Origin of the sequence: Stenotrophomonas sp. STK16_22 (assembly GCF_051984505.1) — a bacterium.
GTDB classification, from domain to species: Bacteria; Pseudomonadota; Gammaproteobacteria; order Xanthomonadales; family Xanthomonadaceae; genus Stenotrophomonas; species Stenotrophomonas maltophilia_A.
In genome coordinates this window covers 2,345,264-2,366,684 of sequence record NZ_CP196972.1, presented here as the reverse complement: position 1 = coordinate 2,366,684, position 21,421 = coordinate 2,345,264, and the positions used below count along the sequence as shown (strand labels likewise).

Below are 21,421 nucleotides of genomic sequence, written 5' to 3'. Positions count from 1 at the left end.
GGCAAGGTCAGGCGACCGCGTCGACCGCATGGGCGGCAAGCAGGGCGGGCAGGTCTTCCATGCGCTGGAAGATCACCTGTGCACCCGCTGCACGCAGGGCCTCCGGCGTACTGTGGTGCGGACCGCCTTCACTGAAGCCGAACACGGTTGCGCCAGCGGCCACACCGGCCGTTGCACCGGTAACAGTGTCCTCGATCACCGCGCAACGCTTCGGGTCCACGCCCAGCGCAGCGGCGGCGGCCAGATAGACATCCGGATGCGGCTTGGTGTGCGGCATGTCCTGGCCGCTGAACACGTGGGCCCCGAAGGCATCAAGGATGCCGACCTTGCCCAGCTGCAGCTTCACCTTGTGCAGATCGGCGCCGGACGCGCATGCAATCCGGCCGCCGGTGAGCACCGCGATCGCACGCACCGCCTCGGGCGCACCCTGGATGGCAACCAGGTCACGTTCCAACGCGCGGTTGCGCTGCTGGCGGAACTCTTCCAGCCATTCCTCGGTGAACGGCTTGCCGGTGCGTTCTTCGATCAGGCCGGCCAGATGGGCCACGGACTGGCCCAGGAACACCTCACCGGCCTGCGCCGGGGTCAGCGGCCAGCCGCGCTCGGTCAGCATTTCCGAAAGCACGCGAGCGACCAGCGGCTCGGAATCAACGAGTACGCCATCGCAGTCGAACAGCACGGCGTCGAAGGGGAAACGGGACATCTACAGCTCCTTGAAACAACAGCCATGGGGGCGATCAGCGGGTATTTTCCCACGGTGGAGACGGAACGAACGCCTCGACCAGCGCATCCACTGTGGCACGCACCTTGGGAGCAAGGTCGCGGGTGGTAGGCCAGAGCGCATGCAGGGGCGCGCCCGCGCTACCCGTGGCAGGGAATACGGCCACCAGTGCGCCGCTGCGCAGCGCGTCCCCCACCAGCCAGGTGGTCGCTTCTGCAATGCCCAGCCCGGCCAGCAATGCGCTACGCAGCGCATCGCCGTCACTGATGCGGTGGCGCCCTTCAATGCGGTGCTGGACAAGCCCGCCGGAGCCGTCCGGCACCGTCCAGGGCAGCGCGTGCCCCTGCCGGCCGAAGGTGATGCAGTCGTGTCCGGCAAGATCCTCGGCGCGCACCGGGACGCCACGTGCCGCCAGGTATCCGGGTGCAGCGCATATCACGGCATGCTGGCGGCCGAGCGCCCGGGCAGAGAGCGAGCTGCTGTCGTCAAGCGGCCCCAGGCGGACGGCCAGATCGACGTTTTTCTCGAGCAGATCAACCCTGCGGTCGGTGAAGCTGACATCGAGCTGCAGCCGCGAATGGCGTTGCGCCAGTCCGATCAGTACCGGCATCACCCAGCGCTGCCCGAACGCTACCGGCAGGCTGACCCGCAACAGGCCGGAAACCTCTTGCCGCCGCGACGCTGCGTTGGATTCGGCTTCGTCCAGTTCGGCCAGGATGCGCCGGCAGACCTGGTAGAACTCGGCGCCCTCGACAGTGAGCGCCAGCCTGCGCGTGGTGCGATCCAGCAACCGGGTGCCCAGTCGCCGCTCCAGCGTGGCCACACTCTTGCCAACGGCCGATTTGCTCAGCCCCATGCGCAGACCGGCTGCGGTGAAGCTGCCGGCGTCCACGGCCTGGACGAACACACTGATGCCCTGCAGGCGCGCCGCACTGTAGCTGGTCATATGCGTCAATTGGGGAATTTATGGATTCAGTGTATCGACAATATCCCGTCACTGAACACCTCAATGCGTCAATAGACTTTCCTGGCGCACTTCCGCGCGCCAATGAGTGATTTCCCATGTCTGTTTCGACCATGAAGGTCTGGGAGCTCGATGCCCCGGGCCTTGCTCACCTGCGCTGCGTACGGCGCCCCATTCCCAGGCCAGGCCCTGGTGAGGTACTGGTCAAGGTCGGTGCCGTGTCGCTCAACTACCGCGATCGCCTGGTGATCGACGGCGGACTGTTGTCCGGTCCGCTGCCACACCCGTTTGTTCCCGCTTCGGACATGGCCGGCGTCATTGTCGAAACCGGAAGCCCAGCGCGACGCTTCAGCGTTGGCCAGCGGGTGATGGGCAATTTCTGGACGCAGTGGCTCGATGGCGCGCCTCCGCCCGAGATGCTGCAGCACGGACTGTCCCTGGGCGGTCCGCTGCCGGGCGTGCTGGCGGAGTATGTGGTGCTGCCGGAGGACGTGGCAGTCGCTACGCCCCCCTCGTTGTCTGACCTGCAGGCCAGCACGTTGCCGGTGGCGGCGCTGACGGCCTGGTTTGCACTGGTCGAGGCCGGCCAACTCGCTCCTGGCCAGACCGTGCTTGTGCAGGGGACCGGTGGTGTTTCCTTGTTCGGGCTGCAGTTCGCCCAGCGGCTGGGAGCCCGGGTAATCGTGACTTCACGCAGTGACAGCAAGCTTGCCCTTGCAGAACGGCTGGGTGCATGGGCGTCGATCAACACGCGGCAACATCCTGCATGGGGCGCGCGAGCGATGGAGCTGAGCGGAGGGCAGGGCGTCGATCATGTGCTTGAGCTGCTCGGAGGCGGCAACCTCGCCCAGAGCGTGGAGGCGCTCGCAGTGGGCGGGCACATCCTGCAGATCGGCTTCCTCGAGGATCCCGACCTGCACATGCCGGCGGTTCCTCTCATGCTGCGCCGCGCGACGCTGAAGGGGGTTTCGGTTGGCCATCGCCAGGCCTTCGAGGCGATGAACGTCTTCATCGAACGCGAGCGCCTGCAGCCTGTCATCGACAGCGTGCATCCGTTCGCCGGCCTGCCTGCGGCACTGGCAGCACTGCAGCAGGGGCCGTTCGGCAAAGTGGTGGTGCAGGTGGCAGAGCACTGAATCCAAGTGCGCCGTACCTGTCCAGGCGAAGTGCGCCTGTGCGGCCGGAATCGCGACCGCACGGGCGTCCTGGCGGATCAGCCCAGATCACAGCCCGCCGGCTGCGGCCAGGTGGTGGCCGGCAGCATGTTCTTCAACGAAGCGGGCGCGTTGATCGCCACATAGCTGGCGCCCAGCAGCTCCTCCAGGTCGGCGATGGTCACCAGATAGCTGTCGAGGCTGCCCAGATTGGCTTCGTTGGGAATGATCCAGCTGATCGCCTTGGCGGTGCCGGTGTTCGGGTCACGGGTGATGATGGTCTTCCAGAAGAACTCCGGCGTCGGGATGCCGTGGCTGGAAAGGAAGTAGTCGTTGGAGGCGTCGCCGTAGACCACGCCACCATAGACATCCACCGGCGCGATGTCGCGGTAGCACTCGGCCACGTTCTCGGCCTTCACCCAGACGCCCTGATTGAAGCTGGAAACCTGCGGAACGATGTTGGTCATGTAGTTGGCGCGACGGATGTAGGTCGCGTTGTAGTCCATGTGGTTGGAGGTCACCAGATGGCCGCGGTCATAGCCGCTGCGGATGCTGGCATACGACGCGGTGCTGTTCTGGCCGAGGCAGCCGGCCGGCAGGTCCGGGTCTTTGTAGAAGCTGGACGGGCGCGCGGCGGAGCCGGTGTCGGCGGTGAGCGTGTATTCGTAGCGGGTGGCGCTGTGGATGCTGCAGTCGTAGGTGAGCACGAAGCCGCCCTTGTTGAGGGTGACGACCTGGGCCTGGGCGGCACCGGCGAAGGTACTGAGGACGAACGCGAAGAAGAAACCTGCAAGGCGCATTGCGATTCTCCAGCAGAAGTTCAGGGCGCAGCCGTCCGCTACGACCGGGCCGGAGCGAGGTCATGTGAGGACACTGCGTAGTCGGGTAGTGCGGAATGCGTGGGACGTGACCGCGATGACAGGGCCGCGGAGGCCGTGCGGTGTCGTAAGCGTCACAAGCTGTCGTCTTTCGGTCAATGGCGAAACGACGAAGCTGTGACAGCGCGCAAGCACTGGAGATGTGTCAGATCATGTGGCGCGTGGATGAAACGCAGGCGTGCTAGGACGCCGCGCTGCCTGCAGCGGTGGTCAGGGGTTCGTCTTCAACATGTAGTCGCCCTTGCGTGTTCCCGGCACCAGCGACCATCCCGGCTTCAGGCTCAGCGACCACCCCGGCCCCTCCAGTGGCGGTTCAGCACTTGCCGGGGCCTGCACGAATACGACCTTCCAGTCGCTCTGCAGCAACGCACCGTCGGTGACATCCAGGCTGCCCCAGATGTCGGACAGCCGCATTGCTGGATACACCATGCCTTGGCCTGGCAACGGCTGCATGGTGTTGGGATCGAACTGGATGCGCATGTTGCGCAGATCCAGGCGCACGACCGGGCCTGTCACGAAGCGCGCACGGTTGTGTTCCAGCTGCGCAAGGCGCTGCTGCTCGCGCAGCGTTTCGGCTTCGTGCAGCTCCGGCCCGTCATAGCGCGCGGCAGCCGCTCCCAGCGCGGTCGCGTCCAGCTGCAATGGGGCCTGCGTCACTTCGGCCAGACGCGTGCCGAGATCGCGAGCCTGGTGGGCGAGGTCGCCGCGCCAGCCAGGTGCCGCCTGGTCCAGCAGCAGGCCATAGGCCGGGCCGGTGGCATAGGCGAAAGAGCGGACGAAGCTGCGATCACCCACGTGTGCGCGAAGGTCATGCAGTGCCGCCTGGATACGTGTCGACGGCGTCGGATTGCCGACGAACACGCCGGTGTACTCGGCCAGGCCCTCGTTCAATTCCAGCGCCGCTTCTTCCTGCGCAGCCGCAGGGAACCGGCGGTAGCGCTCGGCGCGGAATGCGAGCGCGTCCGTCATCGCAGTGTGCTGCGCTACTGCATCGGTGGATTCGAGTGCGTCCGCAAGCGCGCGCCATTCCAGCTGCAGCCAGTAGCGTCCTTCAAGCGTATCGAGGTGTTCGTTTCCACCTGCCGCCGGTGCGATGATGGGCAGCGCCGGCTGCAGGCGATGGAACATTTCGTGAGCCAGCAGCGTGCTGCGTCGGGACGCGTCCTGCGGCAATGGCCAGAGCAGCTGCGTCCAGCGTGTGCCGGACCAGTCCACGGCGGTGTTGGCGACGATCGCATCAGACGGAAGCTGGCCTGCGAACACATTGCCGCGCTCCTTCAGCGCACCTTGTGCGTCTGACTGCGAGGCGATGACCTGCCGGCTCTTTGGATCCACCAGCATCATCGGCCCGCACAGGGATTGACCCCACAATCGACCCCGGTCTCCGTTGCAGAGCTGTTCGGCGCGCCGGAAGACCTCGCGGGCCGCCGCATCGGAGAACGCCTGCTCGTTGGCCATCACGGTTCGTTGCGCACATAGCGCCAGTACAGCGAAGAGCAGGAAGCGTGACCTCATGACGTCCATTCATCCTTGGGGCCCAGCTCTCATAGCATCGATCCCATAGGCCGGCAATGCAGCAAACGTCATGTTGCGTCGCAAGGTGCCACCCACCATTCGCACTGGTACGGTCCAACCCGTTGCACCACCACCGACGGGGACAGACGACGATGCGCAAGGTATTGCTGCTGTTGATCCTGCTGACCGGACTGGCGCCCACCGCCTGGGCCGCTACGGTCAAGACCACCCACCGGACCATTCCCAGCTGGGATGGAACGCCTCTCGGGGCCTTCGTCATCGAACCGCAGGACGCGGGCAGCGGGCGCTATCCACTGCTGGTGATGCCCAGCAGTTGGGCGGTACCCAGCGTGGAGTATGTGGGGGTGGCGCAGTCGCTGGCGCGGCGCGGCTATGTGGTGATCAGCTACAGTTCGCGGGGTTTCTGGGAGTCTGGCGGCAGCATCGACATCGCAGGGCCAGCCACCGTCGAAGATGTCAGCGCCCTGATTGATTGGGCGCTGGACAACACCCGGGCCGATCCCGCCCGGATCGGCGTTTCGGGCATCTCCTACGGCGCAGGCACCAGCCTGCTGGCGGCGGCGCGCGATCCACGCATCAAGGCCGTGGCGGCGCTGAGTGGCTGGGCCGATCTGCAGGCCTCGCTGTACAGCAACGACACCCCCAGCGCGCAGGGCATCGCCTTGCTGGTGGCAGCCGGCCTGGCCACCGGCCGCCCGGGACCGGAACTGACGACCATCAATCGCAATGTACTGGTCGGCAACTACCAGGGCGCGGTGGATTCGCTGTTGCCGGTGGCGGCGCAGCGCAGCCCCGGGGCCAGCATCGATGAGATCAACGCCAACCAGCCAGCGGTGTTCCTCGCCAACGCCTTCAACGACAGCCTGTTCCCGCCGGGCCAGCTGGTCGATTTCTTCACCCGGTTGAAAGGCCCCAAGCAGTTGCAGTTGCGCCACGGCGATCATGCGCTCAACGAAGCCTTTGGCGCTCTGGGTGTTCCCAACGAGGTCTACGATTCGGTGGGCGACTGGTTCGACCATTACCTCAAGGGTGAAGCCAATGGCATCGACCGCCAGCCTGCAGTACAGCTGAAATCGCAGAAGGGCAGCTGGAGTACCTATCCGAACTGGCAGGCGACCAATGCCGGCGCTGTCAGCTATGCGCTGAGCGCACCCAAAGGGCTTCTGCTGCCCACGGGCGGCCTCGTCGCGAGCGGCAGCAGCACCGGCTGGAGTTACCGGATCGGCAGCGGGCTGCTGACCGCCGCCAATTCCGGCGTGGCGATGGCCTCCGGTGCATTGCAGATGATCAACCTGCCGCCCGGTGCCTATGTGCCCTTCGTGGGCCGCAACGCCGCAGGTGTCTGGCAGGGGCCGATCCAGTGGAGTGCGCAGCGCCTGGATGGAACGCCGGAGGTACGCTTGACCGTCACGCCCAGCCGCGCCAACACCACGCTGTACGCCTACCTGTACGCCGAGGATGTGCTGGGCAACGGCCAGCTGATCAGCCACAAGCCCTATACGCTGCGTGGTGCCACGCCGGGGCAGGCGAAGACCATCGACCTGCGGTTGGAAGCCAGCAGCTGGAACCTTCCGGCCGGCAGCCGCCTGACCCTGGTGGTGGACACCGTGGACCTGCGGTACGCGGGCATCAGCCAGCTGGGTGGCACGGTGACTTTCAGTTCGCCGGCCAATGCGCCATCAGTGTTGAAGGTGCCGTTGCATTGATGGAAGGCCGCGCCCGTTGCGGCGGGCGCGGTACGTCAGGCAGTAGAACTGCGAGACTGGCGTTTGTTCCGGGGAAGGGAAGAATCCATGGTCATTGCATGGCTGTTGCTCGGTGCAGCGCTTGCGGCACCTACCGCGCAAGGCGCGCCGATCGACTGGTCGGATACGCTGTTGAAGGATCTGGACGCTGCCGACGCCGCCATGCGCGGCAGCCATCCGGGCGCCGTGGACCTGCGCAATCCTGGTTTCGGCGCACAGCTGGACGATGCCCTGGCGCTTGCACGCTCGCGCGCGGAACGGGTCGCCAGCTCCCCGGGCTACTGGTGGGCGATGAAGGGCTATGCGGCCTCCTTCAATGATGGCCATGTCAGCCTCAATGCGCTTGCCGATGCTCCCGATCTTCCAACGCAGTGGCCCGGCTTCCTGACCGGCTTCGATGGCGACGCACAGGTGGTCATGACCGTGGATGGTGGTCCGGGCCATCCGCCGCTGGGGGCTCGAATGCTGGCCTGCGATGGCATCGATGCGCAGACGCTGGCTGTACGCCGGGTGGGTGACTTCAACGGGCGCTGGAACCTGCAGGCCAGCCGCATCCAGGGTGGCGGTGAAGTGCTGCTCGAACAGGGCAATCCTTACGTGCCTGCATTGCGTACCTGCGTTTTCCAGGTGGGCGGACGCGAGACATCCTATGCACTGCGGTGGCAGCCGCTGCAGGCAGCACAGCGCAAGGAGCGCTTGGCTGATACCCGGCGCAGCTTCCGTCCCCCCAACGGCTGGCACGCGATGCCCGATGGCAGTTACTGGATCACCACCAGCAGCTTCAATGCCGACCCTGCGGAGCAGAACTTCAAGGAACTGACCGCGCTGCTTGAACAGCTTGCTCCGCAAGCCGAAGGGCTGCAGCAGGCACCGACGGTGGTGCTGGACGTGCGTGGCAACACTGGCGGTGCTTCGCAATGGAGCATCGAACTGGCGCGATTGATCTGGGGCCGGGCCGCTGTCGACGCGCTGCCCGACCGCAGCTGGGTAGAGTGGCGGACCTCGGAGGGCAACATCGCCCAGCTTCGCGGCTTCCTGCAGAAGCTGGAACAGGCGCCCGACGCGTCGCCTGAGCTGCGTCGCATGCTGGAATCGGTGACGGCAGGCATGGCGCAGGCTCGCGGCCGGGGTGAGGCTTTGTGGCGCGAGCCATCCGAGGCCAGCGCAGATCCAGCATTCGCCGCAAGCCAGGCCGGACCTGTGCGCAAGGGCAGGGTCCTGGTTGTGGCCGATGCTTCCTGTGGCTCGGCCTGCCTGGATGCATTGGACCTCTGGAAGCGGCTGGGCGCGGTGCAGGTGGGCGTCGAGACCTCCGCCGACAGTCTGTACATGGACGTGCGGCCGGAGCGGTTGCCCAGCGGGCTGGCCAGGATCTCGGTGCCGATGAAGGTGTTCCGTGGGCGGGTACGTGGTTCGAATGAACCGCACGTGCCCGATCATCGCTATACGGGCGACATGCGCGACACCCGGGCGCTGGAAGCGTGGCTGCTGACGCTGTAGGTGCGCGCAGGACCTCGTGCAGGGCTGAATTCCGCAGGAGAGGATCGCATGAACATCCCGCCACCCAGCGCTGCCAGGCCGCCATCGCGGGCAGGAGCCTTCCGTCGTTGGATGCTGACACCCGGTGCATTGCTCGGCGTGGCGCTGCTGATGTACATGGTCGGCGTACGTGTACCGCTGGCCAGGCTGAGCGGCCTGTAGGGCGGAGCGAGATCAGCGCCGGACGTCAAACTGCTCGCTCTCCAGCAGCGCCCAGACCTCGGCCTCGCGCACGGGACTGAAGTCTCCGGGAATGGAGTGCTTCAGCGCACCTGCCGCCAGACCGAAGCGCACGGTGCTCTCTGCATCGAATCCGGACGCCAGCCCGTGCAGGATGCCTGCCGCGAACGCATCGCCGCCGCCGATGCGATCAACGATACCGGGCAATGGCCGCGAGGGAGCCTGCGCACGGGTACCGTCGCGTCCCAACAGCAGCGCGCCCAGGATGTGATGATCTGCACTCACCACGTCGCGCTGGGTGCAGGCCAGCCACTGCAGGTGCGGGAGGGCCGCGAACGCGGCCGCTGCAGCCGCCTCGGTCCGCGCGATGGGGCTGTCCTCGGCGAAGCGCAGTCCCAGCACCAGTTCGATATCGCGATGGTCGGCAAAGACGATATCCGCCTCTGCGAACAGCTCCCGCAGGATGGCGGCGGCGTTGCCGCCCCAACGCTGCCAGAGCGAAGGTCGGTAGTTGCCGTCGAAGGACACTCGCACGCCTGACCTGCGTGCGGCCCGTGCAGCGCTCAAGACGGATTCGGCCACATTGGCACCCAGCGCGGGACTGACGCCGGAAAGGTGCAGCCACTGCGCATCACGCAACAGCGTTGGCCAGTCATAGTCGGCAAGTGCAGTGTTGGCGAATGCCGAACCTGCCCGGTCATACACCACTTCACTGGCGCGCTGCAGCGCGCCAGTGGCCAGGAAATACAGGCCCATGCGGTCTCGGTCGACTTCACGCACACCTGCCACGCCCACACCATGCCGCCGCAGCTCGGCCACGGCATGCCGGCCCAGCGCGTTGCCGGGCACCGTACTGACCATCTGCACATCGTGGCCGAAACAGGCCAGTGAGACCGCCACATTGGCCTCGGCGCCCCCCACGTGGACCTGCAGCTGCGGTGTCTGCAGCAGCAGTTCACGACCGGGTCCGCCCAGGCGCAGCAGCAGTTCACCGAAACAAACGACGCGGCTCATCGGTTCTCTCTCATTCGGTGGGGGTGCAGCCCAGCATGCGCAGATCGATGGCATCGGCCATGCGCCGGTAGCCTTCGTCATTGGGGTGCAGGTGGTCGCGGGTGATGTCGTTGGGCAACGATTCCACGGCCTTCGGGTCACGCAGCGCGGCATCGAAATCGATGATGCCATCGAACCCGGTCTTCCCACCGCGTGCCCACTGGTTGATCGAGGTGCGGGTCGCTGCGGACACGGGCTCGTAGCGCTCGGAACCACCGAATGGGGTCAACGTACCCAGCCAGGCGCGGATGCCGTGCGCATGCAGTCGCGCTGCAACCTGCTGATAGCCCAGCAGCATGTCCGCCGCACTGCGTCCAGGCAGCGGCTGCGTGCCACCACCGTGGCGGATGTCATTGATGCCCTCGAACAGGATGACCTGATCGGCATCGGCCACCGCGATCACATCGCGATCCAATCGTGACAGGGCGCTGTGGCTGCGGCCATGGTCAAGCAGCTTGTTGCCGCTGATGCCCTGATTGAGTACCACGAACCGGTTCGGGCAGGCTTGCTGCAGGCGCTGCGCCAATCGCTCCGGCCACTGGTTGAAGGTTCCGCGACGGGCGGTGGCACCTTCCGTGATGGAATCGCCGAGTGCCACGATCACCTGGGGACGATCAGCGCGCTGCACCATCACGGCCGAGAACACGTTCTGCTGGTAGCTCAGCCGCACGCTGTCGGCAACCGATGTCTTCCTGCCGTCCGCTACCCGCACTTCGGTGCGGCGCACGGCGGGATGGGTAGGCTGCGGGAAGTAGGCCGTTACGCTGATCTCCTGCAGCGCCGCCACCGGCATCGGTACCGGGTCGCTCAGCAGCGCGGCACCCACCGGCACCTCGATGACCGCGCGGCCATCCACCGTTACCGGCAGAGGGGCGGAATCGCCGTTTTTCACTCCTGCGCGCAGGTCCTCGACCCGTAACGGCGCCGTGCCGAGTTCGTTGCTGATGCGCAGCCGCAACGCGTCGCCACGGCTGCCGATGCGCATGTCCTGGCGCACGGTCTGCGCGGCGAACCGTACGGGGGCCTCGGCGGTGCCATCCTTGCGGTCCGGTGCCGGCGAGGCGGTCCACGCGGTGACCCAGACCGGTGCGGCCAACGCGCCAGGCGCAGCTGCGGCGGAACAGATCGTCAATGAAAGCAGGAGCGTCCAGCGCTGCATGGTCAGGATTCCAGTCAGGAGAAGTAGGTGCCGCCGTTGACGTCCAGATTCGCACCGGTGATGAACGCCGCCGCATCCGAGGCCAGGAATACGGCAGCGTCGGCGGCTTCGTCCGGTGCCCCTTGGCGGCGCAGCGGGGTAGCGCCAGCAACGGCCGTGCGTACTTCCGGCTTGGTGAACTCGTCATGGAAACGGGTGGCGATCATGCCGCAGCACAATGCATTCACGCGGATGCCCTTCGGCCCCAGCTCCTTGGCCATGGCACGGGTGAAGGTCATTACTGCCGCCTTGGCGGTGGCGTAGATCGATGCCCCCGGGCCGCCGCCATCACGACCTGCCTGCGAGGCGAAGTTGACGATGGCCGCGCCGTCACGCATGTGCGGCACCACCGCGTGCGTGGTCAGGTAGGTCGAGGTCAGATTCAGGTCCATCACGGCGTGGAAGAACGCCGGGTCGATGTCAGCCAGCGGCCGCCGCTGCACCATGCCACCGGCCACGTTCACCAGCAGGTCGATACGCTCGCCGAACGCGGCCTGTACCGCAGCGACCAGGCCGGCCACGGCGGCGGCATCGGTGACGTCGGCGCGATGCACGATGGCCTGGCCACCGGCCGCCTGGATCTGTGCCAGCGTTTCCTGGGCACTGGCTTCATCATGGGCGTAGTTGATGCAGACGCGTGCACCGGCGGCAGCCAGTTTGATCGAAACGGCGCGGCCGATATCGCGGCCACCACCGGTGACAATGGCCACCTTGTCCTGGAACGACATGCGGAAAACTCCTTGGTTTGCGGGGGAATGGATGTACTTGGACAAGAAGGAGACCCAGGCTCAGCCGCCGCGACGGTCGAGCTTCTGGATAGGTCCGGTCCACCACCACAGCGCAGCCAGCGACAGCGGCACCAGCGCGGCAACGAGGATGAAGATCGGGGCGTAGGAGTGGCGGGTCAGCACCGGCACCAGCCAGGTGGTGATCAAGGTGCCGGCGACCGCCGCCAGGCCACCCAGGCCTGCCAGCGTGCCCACCGAACGGCCGTCGAACAGGTCGCCGGGCAGGGTCTGGATGTTGCCGATGGCTACCTGGAAGCCGAACAGCACCGCAGCGATCGCCAGCACCGCCAGCAGCGGCTGGTTGGCCAGCACCGCACCCAGCAGGGCAGGGGCCATGATCACACACCCCAGGGTGATGGCCAGCTTGCGGGCGCGGTCCACGCTGTGTCCGGCGCGGATCATGCGACCCGACAGCCAGCCGCCACTGAGGCTGCCCAGCATCGCGCCGACGAAGGGTACCCAGGCGAACAGGCCGATCTGCTTGATGTCGAAGCCGAAGGTTTCAGCGAGATAGATCGGCAGCCAGGACACGAACAGCCACCAGATAGGATCCAGCAGGAAGCGGCAGGCGAGCATGCCCCAGCTCTGGCGATGGGCCAGCAGCTCGCGCACGCTGGCTTTGGGCGCCGCCTCTGTCTGCTGCCCGGCCTGGTCTTGCTGGATCAGCCGGCGCTCGGCATCGCTCACCCACGGATGCTTGTCCGGCCCGGCGCGGTAGACAAACAGCCACGGCAGCAGCCACAGGAAGCCGATCGCACCGACCAGCACGAAGGTGCCGCGCCAGCCCAGCCACAGATAGAGGCCGGCGATGGCGGGTGCGGAGACGATCGCGCCGATCGACGCACCCGCGTTGAACACGCCCTGCGCCAACGCGCGTTCGCGCGCAGGGAACCACTCGGCATTGGCCTTGACCGCGCCGGGCCACGCACCCGCTTCGCTGATGCCGAGCATCGCCCTTACCAGGCTGAAGGAGAGCATCGAATGGGTGATCGAGTGCAGCGCGATCGAGATCGACCACACGCTGATCGACAGGGCGAACCCCAGGCGCGTGCCGATCATGTCGAACAGGCGGCCGAACAGGAACTGGCCGGCGGCGTAGAACAGCATGAACACCGTTACCAGCAGGGCATAGTCGTCCTTGGTCGCGCCTACTTCCCTGGCGATTTCCGGCCACATCACCGCCAGTGCATTGCGGTCGATGTAGTTGATGACCGTAGCGACGGCGATCAGGCCCACGATCAACCAGCGCACGGCTGAACGCACCGGCACCTTGCGCAGGTTGGCCACCACGGCAGGGCCGTTCATTCTCCGTCACCCTTGCTGCGGTCCATGCGCGCATGGCTGCCGCTCCAGCGGTAGGCATGGCCGTCCACGCTCACGCTGTGCTCGCCCTTGGCGCTGCTGTCGTCGGCCACGCCGAGGGCGATGCGTGCACCGCTGGCCAGGCGCAGTTCGATCACCTCTGCATCGCTGCCCCGGCTGCGCACGATGTCCTTGATGCGGCTGTCCGCGCCGTGCACGTACTCGGCGGTGCCGTTGTACTCGCCATGCGGCTCCAGCACGCTGAAGAAGGTCACGTCCTTCTGGCCTTCCACGCGCTGCAGCAGGGCCGGTTCACGGCGCAGGTTGAACTCCGGATCGTTGGCACCACTTTCCACCAGCAGCGCCTGTGCCGGCGCACTGCTGCCGAATCGGTAGGTGTAGAAGCGCCCATCCAGCAGCCACGCCAGGGAACGCGGTTCGCTGCCGGGCGTGCTGCGTGCATCCAGCCACAGGTGCTGGTAGCCGTTGTCCTTGCCCAGCACCGGGCGCTGGGCAGGGAAGTGTTCTGCCTCGAAACCGGTGGTGACGATGTGGCCGTTGAAGTGTAGCGGCAGGTCGTAGCGCGCGGCCTTGCCGCCGTGTACCTGCAGCAGGTCCAGCACCACCGGCAGGCCCAGGTCGGGGTGGCGCAGCAGCGCCTGGGTGCGGGTGAACACCACGCCGGGGTAAGCATCGCGCATGGTCGCCGAGGCAACCTGGGTATCGGCATCGGCCTGGAAGAAGCGCACCTGCGGGGCATGCTCCTCGCCGCGCTTCCAGTCGCCCTTGAAGTGGCTCTGTTCGTCCACCACCAGGGTGTTGTGGGCCACGGTCTGTTTGGCCCAGCTGCGGTTCTCGGCCAGGTAGATGCCACCCCGCTTGGCTTCCACGTTGAGGAAGCGGGCAGCGCCGTAGTCGGTCACCACCGGATTGCCGTTGTCGTAGAACAGCCAGTTGAGTTTGTCGAAGTGGCCATGGCCCATGCCCTGCATCGTGTCCTTCTGCACCAGCGCCTGGCCGCGTTCGCCGTTCATGCGCAGGATCGCCAGGCCACCGCGGTCGCCGTCCGGGCCATCGCGCAGCAGCATCGGACGGTAATCGAAGGGCTTGGCCTTGTTGGCGGCCAGTGCTTGCGCCACCTGTAGTCCCTCGGGGGACAACAGCAGGCGTTTCTGCTGCTGGGCCACCGACAACAGGCGGTCGTCACCGGTGCGCGCATAGGCAATGCCGATACCGGCCACCAGTTCCTCGGTATCGATGCCCTTGTCCAGGATGGCATCGTTGATCGGGAAGAACAGGCCGTCATAGCTGGACTGCACCAGCACATCCACGGCCTTCAGCAGCACGCCGTCGCGGCGCGCGAAGATCCTGTGCTGCGGCTCGTTGCGTTCGATGGCGTTGGCGAACAGCAGGAACGGTGCCAGTGCGTAGCGCTGGTAGTACGGGCCTTCCTCGTAATAGCCATCGGGCGAGAACAGCAGGTCGATCTGGCGAAGAAAGCCGAACTGATCGTTCTTCTGGCTGCCGCGCAACGATTTCTCCACCAGCTCAGGGTCGCGCAGCACGTAGCCGGTCATGCCAGTGGCGGCCACCGCCCAGGTGGCGTGGTTGTGGATCTGGTCGTAGTTCTTCGGCTCGCTGACGAGGAACTCAGCCATCGGCCGGAACACCTTCGATTCGATGGTGTCGCGGTCCTTGGCGGACAGCGCGTCGCGGATCGCGTCGTAGCCCTGGATGGCGTTGACCAGCCACACCGAATCGTTGAGCACCTGCCAGAACACGCGGCCTGGAATCTGTCCGCGGCCTTCGGGGTGCGGGCCCAGGGTGGGGTAGAGCCTGGCGTACTGCAGCAGCATGTCGCGCGCGTAGTCGACATAGACCTTGTCGCCGGTCAGCCGGTACAGGGTGCCGGCCGCCATCAGGGCCTGGTAGTTGCGCTTGTGCTGTTCATGGGTGCGGCCGCCGCCCTTGTCCTTCGGTACCGGCACGTCGATGCCGGCCTTCATCATCTTCTTCAGCGATTTTTCCGTGCGCGCCTGTTCCTTGGCGAACCACGGGTAGCGGCCGCCTTCGCTGGCCATCCGCTGCCACTGCGCTGCGGTCACCAGCACCGGCGCGGTGTCGGCCTGCCTCGCTGCGGCAGCGGGGGCTGCGAACAGCGGCGCGGCCGGCAGCAGGGCAAAGGGGGTGGCCAGGGCCAGGGAGACGAACAGCGGCTGCAACCTCATCGATCAACTCCATTGCGGGTGCGTGACAGGGCAACTTCGCCCACCTTGGGATACCAGTCGACGCCGGTCGCCTCGCGCGCGGTCATCGCCAGGGCAGGATCGGCGCCCACGGCGGGCAGGGCGGGCGCGGCCACCCACAATCCGCTGGCAGCCTGCTGCAGGCTGACGCCACGCCCCTCTACGCCGCCCGGGAATACGGTGCTGGCTGCCGGTGACTGCACGTTGCCACTGAAGTCGATGCCGGCCAGCGAACTGGCGGCATTCGGCGGGTTCCTGCTGGTGCGGTTGACGATCAGGTTGGCGCTGAAGCGGCTGTTGCTGGCGGCGACCACGATGCCCTTGGCTTCATCATGGCCGACGCCGAAACTGATCTTCGCCACGTCCACGAAGGTATTGCGGTTGATCGTGGCATTCACCACCGGCGCATAGCCGGACAGCGGCGGATCGGCCTGCGCGTCCATCACCGCCAGCGCGGAACGGTTGCTGGAGCCGGCCAATCGTTCGAAGTAATTGTTGCTGACGGTCTGGTCGGCATTGATGATGCGCACGCCGCCGGTGCCGGTCTTGTCGTCGCCCAGGAACACGTTGTCGATCACCCGGTTGCCGTTGCCATGGCGTAGCGTGAGCGCGCCGGCCGAACGGTAGAACACGTTGCCGCGGTAGGTATTGCCGCCGGACTTGTTGCTGATGATCTCGGTCTCGCCGTCGCAGCCTTCGAACCAGTTGTTCTCCACCGTACTGTTGGAATCGCTCAACGAAGTGTCGCTGGTGCCGACGCGGAGGGTTTCGCCGCCGTTGACGCCCAGCGCCGGGCGCGGTCCGAACCAGTTGTGGTCGATGCGGTGCTGATTGTCCAGGCCCTGGGTGGCATCGCGCACCACCACTACCGTGGGCCCGGCGTTGGTCTTGCCGCGCAGCTGGCTGTGATCCAACCGGTTGTTGCTGCCATACAGCGATACCCAGTAGTCCTGGTCGCTGGCATCGGGGTTGGTGTAGTCATCGATCACCAGGCCGGTCACCCGGCTGTGGCGGGCCACCGCCTTGCTGGATTCGCGGAACGCCACCACCGCATCACCCGGCGTATAGCCGTTGCGGAACACCAGGTTGGACACCTGCAGGTAGCTGCCCGCCAGGCGCAGGTCCGAACGTCCGCTGAGGACGACCTTGCCGGCGGTCTGCGCGCGCAACACGATCGGCGCGGCTGCCGTGCCCTGGCCTTTCAGCAGCAACCGCGCGTCGGTCCAGGTGCCGTCAGCCAACACGATCTCATCGCCGGGCTGCAGCGCCGAGGCGGCGGTAGTGAACTCAGCGACATCGTGGACGAGCCAGCTGGCTGCACTTGCCGCTGAAGTGGTCAGGCACATGGCCAGACCAGTGGTCAGGCAAAACAGTGATGGATTGTTGAGCGGATGTCGAGCAAGCGGACGAACGCGCATGAAATCCTTCCAGAGACGGCCGGGCCGTCGTTTCAGGGTGGGTCTGCATACCACTTCCGGGTCCGTTGTAAGCCAGCTTTCGCGCAAAGTCATGCTGCATGAGCACATTAAATTGCATTCAACTGGTATGGATGAAAGGCATTTGAACATTCGCATACCAATTGGTTGACATTTTCATCTCGCCGTGCCGAAGCTGCGTCCCACGCCTGGCATGCAGGCGATCCTTTGGGAGGAGGAAACCATGCGGCGACCCGCCGGAGCAGTGCACAGCATCTCGTTGTCCCCCACACCCCTGATCGTGGCGCTGCTTGCCGTGCTGGCGGGCATGCCCGCGGCCCAGGCGCAGTCCAGCAAGGACGCGTCAGGGCAGGATCCCACCACGCTGGACCAGGTGCAGGTCACCGGCATCCGCGAATCAATGCAGAGTTCGATCAACAAGAAGCGCGACGACACGGTCATCGCCGACGTGCTCTCGGCCGATGACATCGGCGACCTGCCGGCACCGTCGCTGGCCGATGCGATCGAGACCTTGACCGGCGCCGCCTCGACCCGCGACAAGACCGGCGCCTCGGAGATCTCGATCCGTGGCCTGGGCGCCTTCCTCAGCAGCACCAACTTCAATGGCCGCGAGATCACCAACGGCAGCGGCGACCGCTCGGTGAACTTCAACATGTTCCCGGCCGAGCTGATCAATACGGTGGCCATCTACAAGACCCAGCGCGCCGACATCATCGAAGGCGGCGTGGCCGGCACCATCGGCCTGGAAACAGTGCGCCCACTGGAGTACGGCAAGCGTGCAGTGCAGCTGGACCTGCGCGGCAGCTGGGCGGAGTACGACAGCAAGTACCGTGACAAGGACGGCATCGGCTATCGCGGCACCGCCAGCTACATCGATCAGTTCGAGTTCGGCAACGGGCAGAAGCTGGGCATCTCGCTGGGCTTCCAGCGCCTGGACGGCACCGATCCGGAAGAGAGCATTACCAGCGGTTCCACCTGGTATGCCTGCGATGGCACGCAGAACGTGGGCAATGCCAACTGCAACGAAGTGTCCGCGCAGGCCATCGCCAACGGCGCGCCGTACTACCTGGTGCCGAGCAGCCGCATCTACCGGCTCAAGCAGGAGCGCAACGACCGGCAGAGCGAGTTCGGCGCACTGCAGTGGCGGCCAAATGATGTGGTTGAACTGAACCTCGATTTCGAGCACACCGAGCGCAACTGGTATGAGAACCGCAGCGATCTGAGCCTGTCCAACGCACGACGCGGCATCACCCAGCGCGAGGTTGACGAAGACGGTATCGTGCGCCACCTGCACGGCAGCACCTCGATTGATTCCACCTCCAACCGCTACTGGCGTGGCGAGGAATACACCGGGGGGGGCCTGAACCTGATCCTGCGCCCGACCCCGGCCTGGGAGCTGTCTACCGATCTTTCCTACTCGCACACCAATCGCCTCGACAGCGAGCGCATGACGCGCCTGCGCGCCAACCAGCGCGACGTCAACAATGCCGTCGTGCCCGGTATCAGCAGTGGTGCCACCGGGTACGTGGACTATGACTGGGACTGGCACGGCGAAGTACCCAGTGTTGCCCTGGCGCCGAACTTCGACCCCAACAACTGGGACGGCTATACGGGGGCGGCGCGGGTGACCTCCAGCGCCACCGAGAATGACCACAGGATCAAGGCCGGCCGCTTCGATGCCAGCTTCATGCCGGAGTCCGGTTTCTTCACCCGCATCAAGGGCGGCGTGCGCGCCAGCCAGGCCGACTACCGCCTGCGCGACAACACCCTGGTAACCGACTACGACCAGCGCGTGGCGGCCGACAAAGCGAAGATCATCGCCGCCAACCAGGCCTGCCGTGCACCCTTCCCGCAGGATGACTTCATGGATGCCGCCAGCGGCAACACGATCTCCTCGTGGGCGTACTTCGATCCGAACTGCCTGTACCAGTCGTTCCGCGGCAGCCTCGACAGCGGGCTGGATCCGGGTTTCGAGGATCCGAACAATGTCGATATCACCGAGAAGACACGCGCGCTCTATCTAATGGGTGAGTTCAGCAGCACCCTGTTCGGCTTGCCGGTGACCGGCAACCTCGGCCTGCGCTGGGTCAAGACCGATGTTCGTTCTGAAGGCGTGCGTACCGGGCTGCGCATCGAGGACAACGGTGACGGGACCATCCGCCTGCAACCCACCGGCGAGTACAGCACGCAGGTGTTCAAGGCGGGCAACGACAAGCTGCTGCCCAGCCTCAACGCGGCCTTCGAGCTGCGCCCGGACGTGTTGCTGCGGGTCGGTGCATATCGCGCGATGTCACGGCCGGACATTGCCGCGCTGGGTGCCGGGCGCACCATCAACGTGAGCAGTGATGCCACCTACGGCAGCCTGGCCGACGCGCTGGATGACATCAGCGCCAGCGGCAACCCCGCCGCGCAGCCGCTGATGTCCTGGAACGGCGACCTTTCCCTAGAGTGGTACCCGAACCCGGACACGATGCTGGCCGGCGCGGTGTACTGGAAGCAGTTCAACGGCGGCACCGCCACTGCGCTGGTGCCGGAGACCTACACCATCGACGGCCAGAGCGTGACCGTACCGGTGCGGCAACAGGTAACCACCGACGAGAACAGCACGCTGACCGGCTTCGAGCTGACCGCCACCCATCGACTGTCGTACCTGCCCAAGCCGTTCGACGGGCTGGGTTTCAAGCTGAGCTACAACTACGCCGATGCCGACTATCAGACCCAGGACTCGCGACTGGGCGAGCAGCTGGCCAGCGATGGCACGGTCATTCCGGCCATCGTGCCACCGGCTGGCCTGAGTGGTTTCTCGCGGCACGTGCTGTCCGGCTCGATCTACTGGGACGTCGGGCGCTTCAACATCCAGGCCATCGGCAAGTTCCGCTCGCACTACTACCAGGACTTCACCGGCAACACCGCGCAGCAGAACCGCTACTACGATGACAACACCAGCGTGGACCTGCGCCTGCGCTACCGGGTGAACAAGCAGTTGTCGCTGTCGCTGGAGCTGATGAACCTGACCAACGAGCCGCGCGTGGCCTACCAGCCGCTTTATGGGAACTTCCGCGAAGTGGTGACCTACGGGCGGCGTGCGTATTTCGGTGTACGATACAAGTTCTGAACAGGGCGGCGCGGCCAGTGGTCGCGCCGTCGCTCCAACCGGACCCTTGCCGGCCGCGGTGGCAGGGCAGGGACCCGGAAGGAATCGCCAAGGGTCAGCCGCATGTCCGCCAACCGCCTTTACCAGACCATCGCTGCCAAGCTCCGCAAGCTGATCGAGGACGGCGAATTTCCGCCGGGCTCGCGGCTGCCGGGCGAGCGTGAGCTGGCCGAACGGTTCGGTGTCAGCCGGGTCACCATCCGCGAAGCCGAGATCGCACTGGAAGCGCAGGGCTGGATCGCCATCCGCATCGGCTCGGGCGTGCATGTGAAACCGCGCCCGACGCAGGCGTCCGGCGGTCTGCCGGATGTCAGCGCCTTCGACCTCACCGCCGCCCGCGCGGTATTCGAGGCCGAGGCCGCCGCTCTGGCTGCCAGCAATCTGGATGATGCCGGTATTGCCGAGCTGCAGGCGTTGGCCGAAGCGCTGTGCCGTCGCGACCTGAGTGACGCGGAAGCCGGCGAGTACGACCGCCGTTTCCACCTGGCCATCGCACGGCTTTCCGGCAACCCGGTGGTGGAATTCTTCGTGCAGCAGATCTGGCGCATGCGCAGCGAACTGCCGCGGGTGACCGAGGTCTATGCCCGGGTCTGCCATGATGATGGCGCCAGCCGTGCGGACGAGCACATGGCGATCTTCGAAGCCCTGCGCTCGCGTGATCCGGTGGCCGCGCGCAATGCGATGCGCCATCACTTCCAGCGCCTGTTCGAAGCCATGCTGCAGGCGACCGAAAGCCAGGCGCTGGAGGAGATCCGCCGCCGTACGCAGCAGGACCGCGAACGGTTCATGGCAACGACGCGGATCTGAGCGCCGCGTTCAACACAATCGGCGCTGCGACCTTCAGCAGGGCAGCTCGCGCTCGAAGCCTGATGGATATGAGAAATGGGCATGACTGCGCCGATGCCCAGCCTGTCCGCAATGCCTACACTGCCCCCCGGGTCATAGACGGCCCGTTGAGAAAGCTGCATACACACAAGGAGCAGGGTATGAAGTTCTCGCTGTTGGGCGCGGCGCTGCCATTGGTGCTGGCACTGAGTGGAGTCCCCGGTGGAAGCGTCAATGCAGGACCGATCGCGGGTACCACGACCGCCACTGTAGTTGCGAAGGCCACGTACGCGTCGGATTCGCTGGAAGCCGGCTACATCGTCGATTGGATCAAACGGAATTCGCCCGCCTACGCGCCGGCGTTGCAGACGGGCGAACTGGCCATCTCGCACAGCTATCAGTCTGCTGGCAGCCTGAAGCCGGCCGGTGCAGCGGGCCCGCCTGTTCCATTGCCTGCACGTGGTGTGGAGGGCGAGGTCATCTCGATCTCCAATACCTTGCCGAGCGGTGCTTCCGAGTCGTGGACATACCGGTGGTCGAGTGGGGCGTGGAAGCTGATCAAGTACAGCTTTGATGCATGCCAGGGCCCGGCCAGCATCGGTGCGAAGGGATCCGGCACGGAGATCGCTGCGAAGGGACCCTGCATCGACTGAGGGTGACCGGTCCTGGCAGAGCTGAACCAGGTCTGCTGCAGAGCAGTGG

The 21,421-nt window shown here is 65.9% G+C and carries 17 protein-coding genes; 7 read left to right on the top strand and 10 right to left on the bottom strand.

Annotated features, from left to right (window positions below):
- Nucleotides 1-7: 7 nt before the first annotated feature.
- Nucleotides 8-703, bottom strand: a complete 696-nt coding sequence (locus ACSYAO_RS10930; RefSeq protein ID WP_049401501.1) for an HAD family hydrolase — start codon at nt 701-703, stop codon at nt 8-10.
- Between the two features lie 34 nt (nt 704-737).
- Entirely contained in the window at nt 738-1,667 is a 930-nt protein-coding gene (locus ACSYAO_RS10925) for a LysR substrate-binding domain-containing protein (protein WP_049461078.1), read from the bottom strand.
- A 116-nt stretch (nt 1,668-1,783) separates the two neighbouring features.
- On the opposite strand from ACSYAO_RS10925, the gene ACSYAO_RS10920 reads away from it, so the two are divergent.
- Nucleotides 1,784-2,821: a zinc-dependent alcohol dehydrogenase family protein gene (locus ACSYAO_RS10920; protein ID WP_134951284.1), complete on the top strand. Its 1,038-nt coding sequence runs from the start codon at nt 1,784-1,786 to the stop codon at nt 2,819-2,821.
- Nucleotides 2,822-2,898: 77 nt separating this feature from the next.
- On the opposite strand, the gene ACSYAO_RS10915 is transcribed toward ACSYAO_RS10920, so the two are convergent.
- Both ACSYAO_RS10915 and ACSYAO_RS10910 read right to left on the bottom strand, forming a co-directional pair.
- Nucleotides 2,899-3,639 (bottom strand): DNA/RNA non-specific endonuclease, encoded by a 741-nt coding sequence (locus ACSYAO_RS10915; RefSeq protein ID WP_049461082.1) that lies wholly within the window; start codon nt 3,637-3,639, stop codon nt 2,899-2,901.
- Nucleotides 3,640-3,927: 288 nt separating this feature from the next.
- Nucleotides 3,928-5,232 (bottom strand): hypothetical protein, encoded by a 1,305-nt coding sequence (locus ACSYAO_RS10910; RefSeq protein WP_414574383.1) that lies wholly within the window; start codon nt 5,230-5,232, stop codon nt 3,928-3,930.
- Nucleotides 5,233-5,384: 152 nt separating this feature from the next.
- On the opposite strand from ACSYAO_RS10910, the gene ACSYAO_RS10905 reads away from it, so the two are divergent.
- The 3 genes from ACSYAO_RS10905 to ACSYAO_RS10895 all read left to right on the top strand — a co-directional run bounded on the left by ACSYAO_RS10905 (nt 5,385) and on the right by ACSYAO_RS10895 (nt 8,699).
- Entirely contained in the window at nt 5,385-6,959 is a 1,575-nt protein-coding gene (locus tag ACSYAO_RS10905; RefSeq protein WP_049461085.1) for a S15 peptidase family protein, read from the top strand.
- A gap of 87 nt (nt 6,960-7,046) precedes the next feature.
- Nucleotides 7,047-8,498, top strand: coding sequence for a S41 family peptidase (locus ACSYAO_RS10900; RefSeq protein ID WP_049461088.1), 1,452 nt, complete (start codon nt 7,047-7,049; stop codon nt 8,496-8,498).
- Nucleotides 8,499-8,546: 48 nt separating this feature from the next.
- Entirely contained in the window at nt 8,547-8,699 is a 153-nt protein-coding gene (locus ACSYAO_RS10895; RefSeq protein ID WP_157805904.1) for a hypothetical protein, read from the top strand.
- Between the two features lie 12 nt (nt 8,700-8,711).
- Here the strand turns inward: ACSYAO_RS10895 and ACSYAO_RS10890 are convergent, their stop codons facing one another.
- Genes ACSYAO_RS10890 through ACSYAO_RS10865 form a run of 6 tightly spaced genes read right to left on the bottom strand, consistent with a single transcriptional unit; the run spans nt 8,712 to nt 16,722 of the window.
- Entirely contained in the window at nt 8,712-9,731 is a 1,020-nt protein-coding gene (locus tag ACSYAO_RS10890) for a sugar kinase (RefSeq protein WP_049461090.1), read from the bottom strand.
- A gap of 10 nt (nt 9,732-9,741) precedes the next feature.
- The gene (locus ACSYAO_RS10885; protein ID WP_049461092.1) at nt 9,742-10,929 is read right to left on the bottom strand and encodes a GDSL-type esterase/lipase family protein; all 1,188 of its coding nucleotides are present in this window, start codon (nt 10,927-10,929) and stop codon (nt 9,742-9,744) included.
- A gap of 14 nt (nt 10,930-10,943) precedes the next feature.
- On the bottom strand, nt 10,944-11,696 hold the full coding sequence (locus tag ACSYAO_RS10880) for an SDR family NAD(P)-dependent oxidoreductase (protein ID WP_049461094.1): 753 nt from the start codon (nt 11,694-11,696) through the stop codon (nt 10,944-10,946).
- A gap of 60 nt (nt 11,697-11,756) precedes the next feature.
- The gene (locus ACSYAO_RS10875) at nt 11,757-13,061 is read right to left on the bottom strand and encodes an MFS transporter (RefSeq protein WP_049461096.1); all 1,305 of its coding nucleotides are present in this window, start codon (nt 13,059-13,061) and stop codon (nt 11,757-11,759) included.
- Nucleotides 13,058-15,286 (bottom strand): oligoalginate lyase, encoded by a 2,229-nt coding sequence (locus ACSYAO_RS10870; RefSeq protein ID WP_049461097.1) that lies wholly within the window; start codon nt 15,284-15,286, stop codon nt 13,058-13,060. Before ACSYAO_RS10870 ends, ACSYAO_RS10875 begins: the two co-directional genes overlap by 4 nt.
- A complete protein-coding gene (locus ACSYAO_RS10865; RefSeq protein ID WP_049461100.1) occupies nt 15,283-16,722 on the bottom strand; it encodes a polysaccharide lyase 6 family protein in 1,440 nt (479 codons plus the stop codon). The genes ACSYAO_RS10870 and ACSYAO_RS10865 overlap by 4 nt, the downstream gene beginning before the upstream one ends.
- A gap of 241 nt (nt 16,723-16,963) precedes the next feature.
- On the opposite strand from ACSYAO_RS10865, the gene ACSYAO_RS10860 reads away from it, so the two are divergent.
- The 3 genes from ACSYAO_RS10860 to ACSYAO_RS10850 all read left to right on the top strand — a co-directional run bounded on the left by ACSYAO_RS10860 (nt 16,964) and on the right by ACSYAO_RS10850 (nt 21,372).
- Nucleotides 16,964-19,855, top strand: a complete 2,892-nt coding sequence (locus tag ACSYAO_RS10860; protein WP_149908507.1) for a TonB-dependent receptor — start codon at nt 16,964-16,966, stop codon at nt 19,853-19,855.
- 102 nt (nt 19,856-19,957) lie between these two features.
- On the top strand, nt 19,958-20,701 hold the full coding sequence (locus tag ACSYAO_RS10855; RefSeq protein ID WP_049461104.1) for a FadR/GntR family transcriptional regulator: 744 nt from the start codon (nt 19,958-19,960) through the stop codon (nt 20,699-20,701).
- A 179-nt stretch (nt 20,702-20,880) separates the two neighbouring features.
- The gene (locus ACSYAO_RS10850; protein WP_049461106.1) at nt 20,881-21,372 is read left to right on the top strand and encodes a hypothetical protein; all 492 of its coding nucleotides are present in this window, start codon (nt 20,881-20,883) and stop codon (nt 21,370-21,372) included.
- Nucleotides 21,373-21,421: the final 49 nt, after the last annotated feature.

What these genes read in the sequence shown, in the direction of transcription:
- ACSYAO_RS10930 (WP_049401501.1), bottom strand. Translation starts at nt 703, where the DNA reads ATGTCCCGTTTCCCCTTCGACGCCGTGCTGTTCGACTGCGATGGCGTA.
- ACSYAO_RS10925 (WP_049461078.1), bottom strand. Translation starts at nt 1,667, where the DNA reads ATGACCAGCTACAGTGCGGCGCGCCTGCAGGGCATCAGTGTGTTCGTC.
- ACSYAO_RS10920 (WP_134951284.1), top strand. Translation starts at nt 1,784, where the DNA reads ATGTCTGTTTCGACCATGAAGGTCTGGGAGCTCGATGCCCCGGGCCTT.
- ACSYAO_RS10915 (WP_049461082.1), bottom strand. Translation starts at nt 3,639, where the DNA reads ATGCGCCTTGCAGGTTTCTTCTTCGCGTTCGTCCTCAGTACCTTCGCC.
- ACSYAO_RS10910 (WP_414574383.1), bottom strand. Translation starts at nt 5,232, where the DNA reads ATGAGGTCACGCTTCCTGCTCTTCGCTGTACTGGCGCTATGTGCGCAA.
- ACSYAO_RS10905 (WP_049461085.1), top strand. Translation starts at nt 5,385, where the DNA reads ATGCGCAAGGTATTGCTGCTGTTGATCCTGCTGACCGGACTGGCGCCC.
- ACSYAO_RS10900 (WP_049461088.1), top strand. Translation starts at nt 7,047, where the DNA reads ATGGTCATTGCATGGCTGTTGCTCGGTGCAGCGCTTGCGGCACCTACC.
- ACSYAO_RS10895 (WP_157805904.1), top strand. Translation starts at nt 8,547, where the DNA reads ATGAACATCCCGCCACCCAGCGCTGCCAGGCCGCCATCGCGGGCAGGA.
- ACSYAO_RS10890 (WP_049461090.1), bottom strand. Translation starts at nt 9,731, where the DNA reads ATGAGCCGCGTCGTTTGTTTCGGTGAACTGCTGCTGCGCCTGGGCGGA.
- ACSYAO_RS10885 (WP_049461092.1), bottom strand. Translation starts at nt 10,929, where the DNA reads ATGCAGCGCTGGACGCTCCTGCTTTCATTGACGATCTGTTCCGCCGCA.
- ACSYAO_RS10880 (WP_049461094.1), bottom strand. Translation starts at nt 11,696, where the DNA reads ATGTCGTTCCAGGACAAGGTGGCCATTGTCACCGGTGGTGGCCGCGAT.
- ACSYAO_RS10875 (WP_049461096.1), bottom strand. Translation starts at nt 13,061, where the DNA reads ATGAACGGCCCTGCCGTGGTGGCCAACCTGCGCAAGGTGCCGGTGCGT.
- ACSYAO_RS10870 (WP_049461097.1), bottom strand. Translation starts at nt 15,286, where the DNA reads ATGAGGTTGCAGCCGCTGTTCGTCTCCCTGGCCCTGGCCACCCCCTTT.
- ACSYAO_RS10865 (WP_049461100.1), bottom strand. Translation starts at nt 16,722, where the DNA reads ATGCGCGTTCGTCCGCTTGCTCGACATCCGCTCAACAATCCATCACTG.
- ACSYAO_RS10860 (WP_149908507.1), top strand. Translation starts at nt 16,964, where the DNA reads ATGCGGCGACCCGCCGGAGCAGTGCACAGCATCTCGTTGTCCCCCACA.
- ACSYAO_RS10855 (WP_049461104.1), top strand. Translation starts at nt 19,958, where the DNA reads ATGTCCGCCAACCGCCTTTACCAGACCATCGCTGCCAAGCTCCGCAAG.
- ACSYAO_RS10850 (WP_049461106.1), top strand. Translation starts at nt 20,881, where the DNA reads ATGAAGTTCTCGCTGTTGGGCGCGGCGCTGCCATTGGTGCTGGCACTG.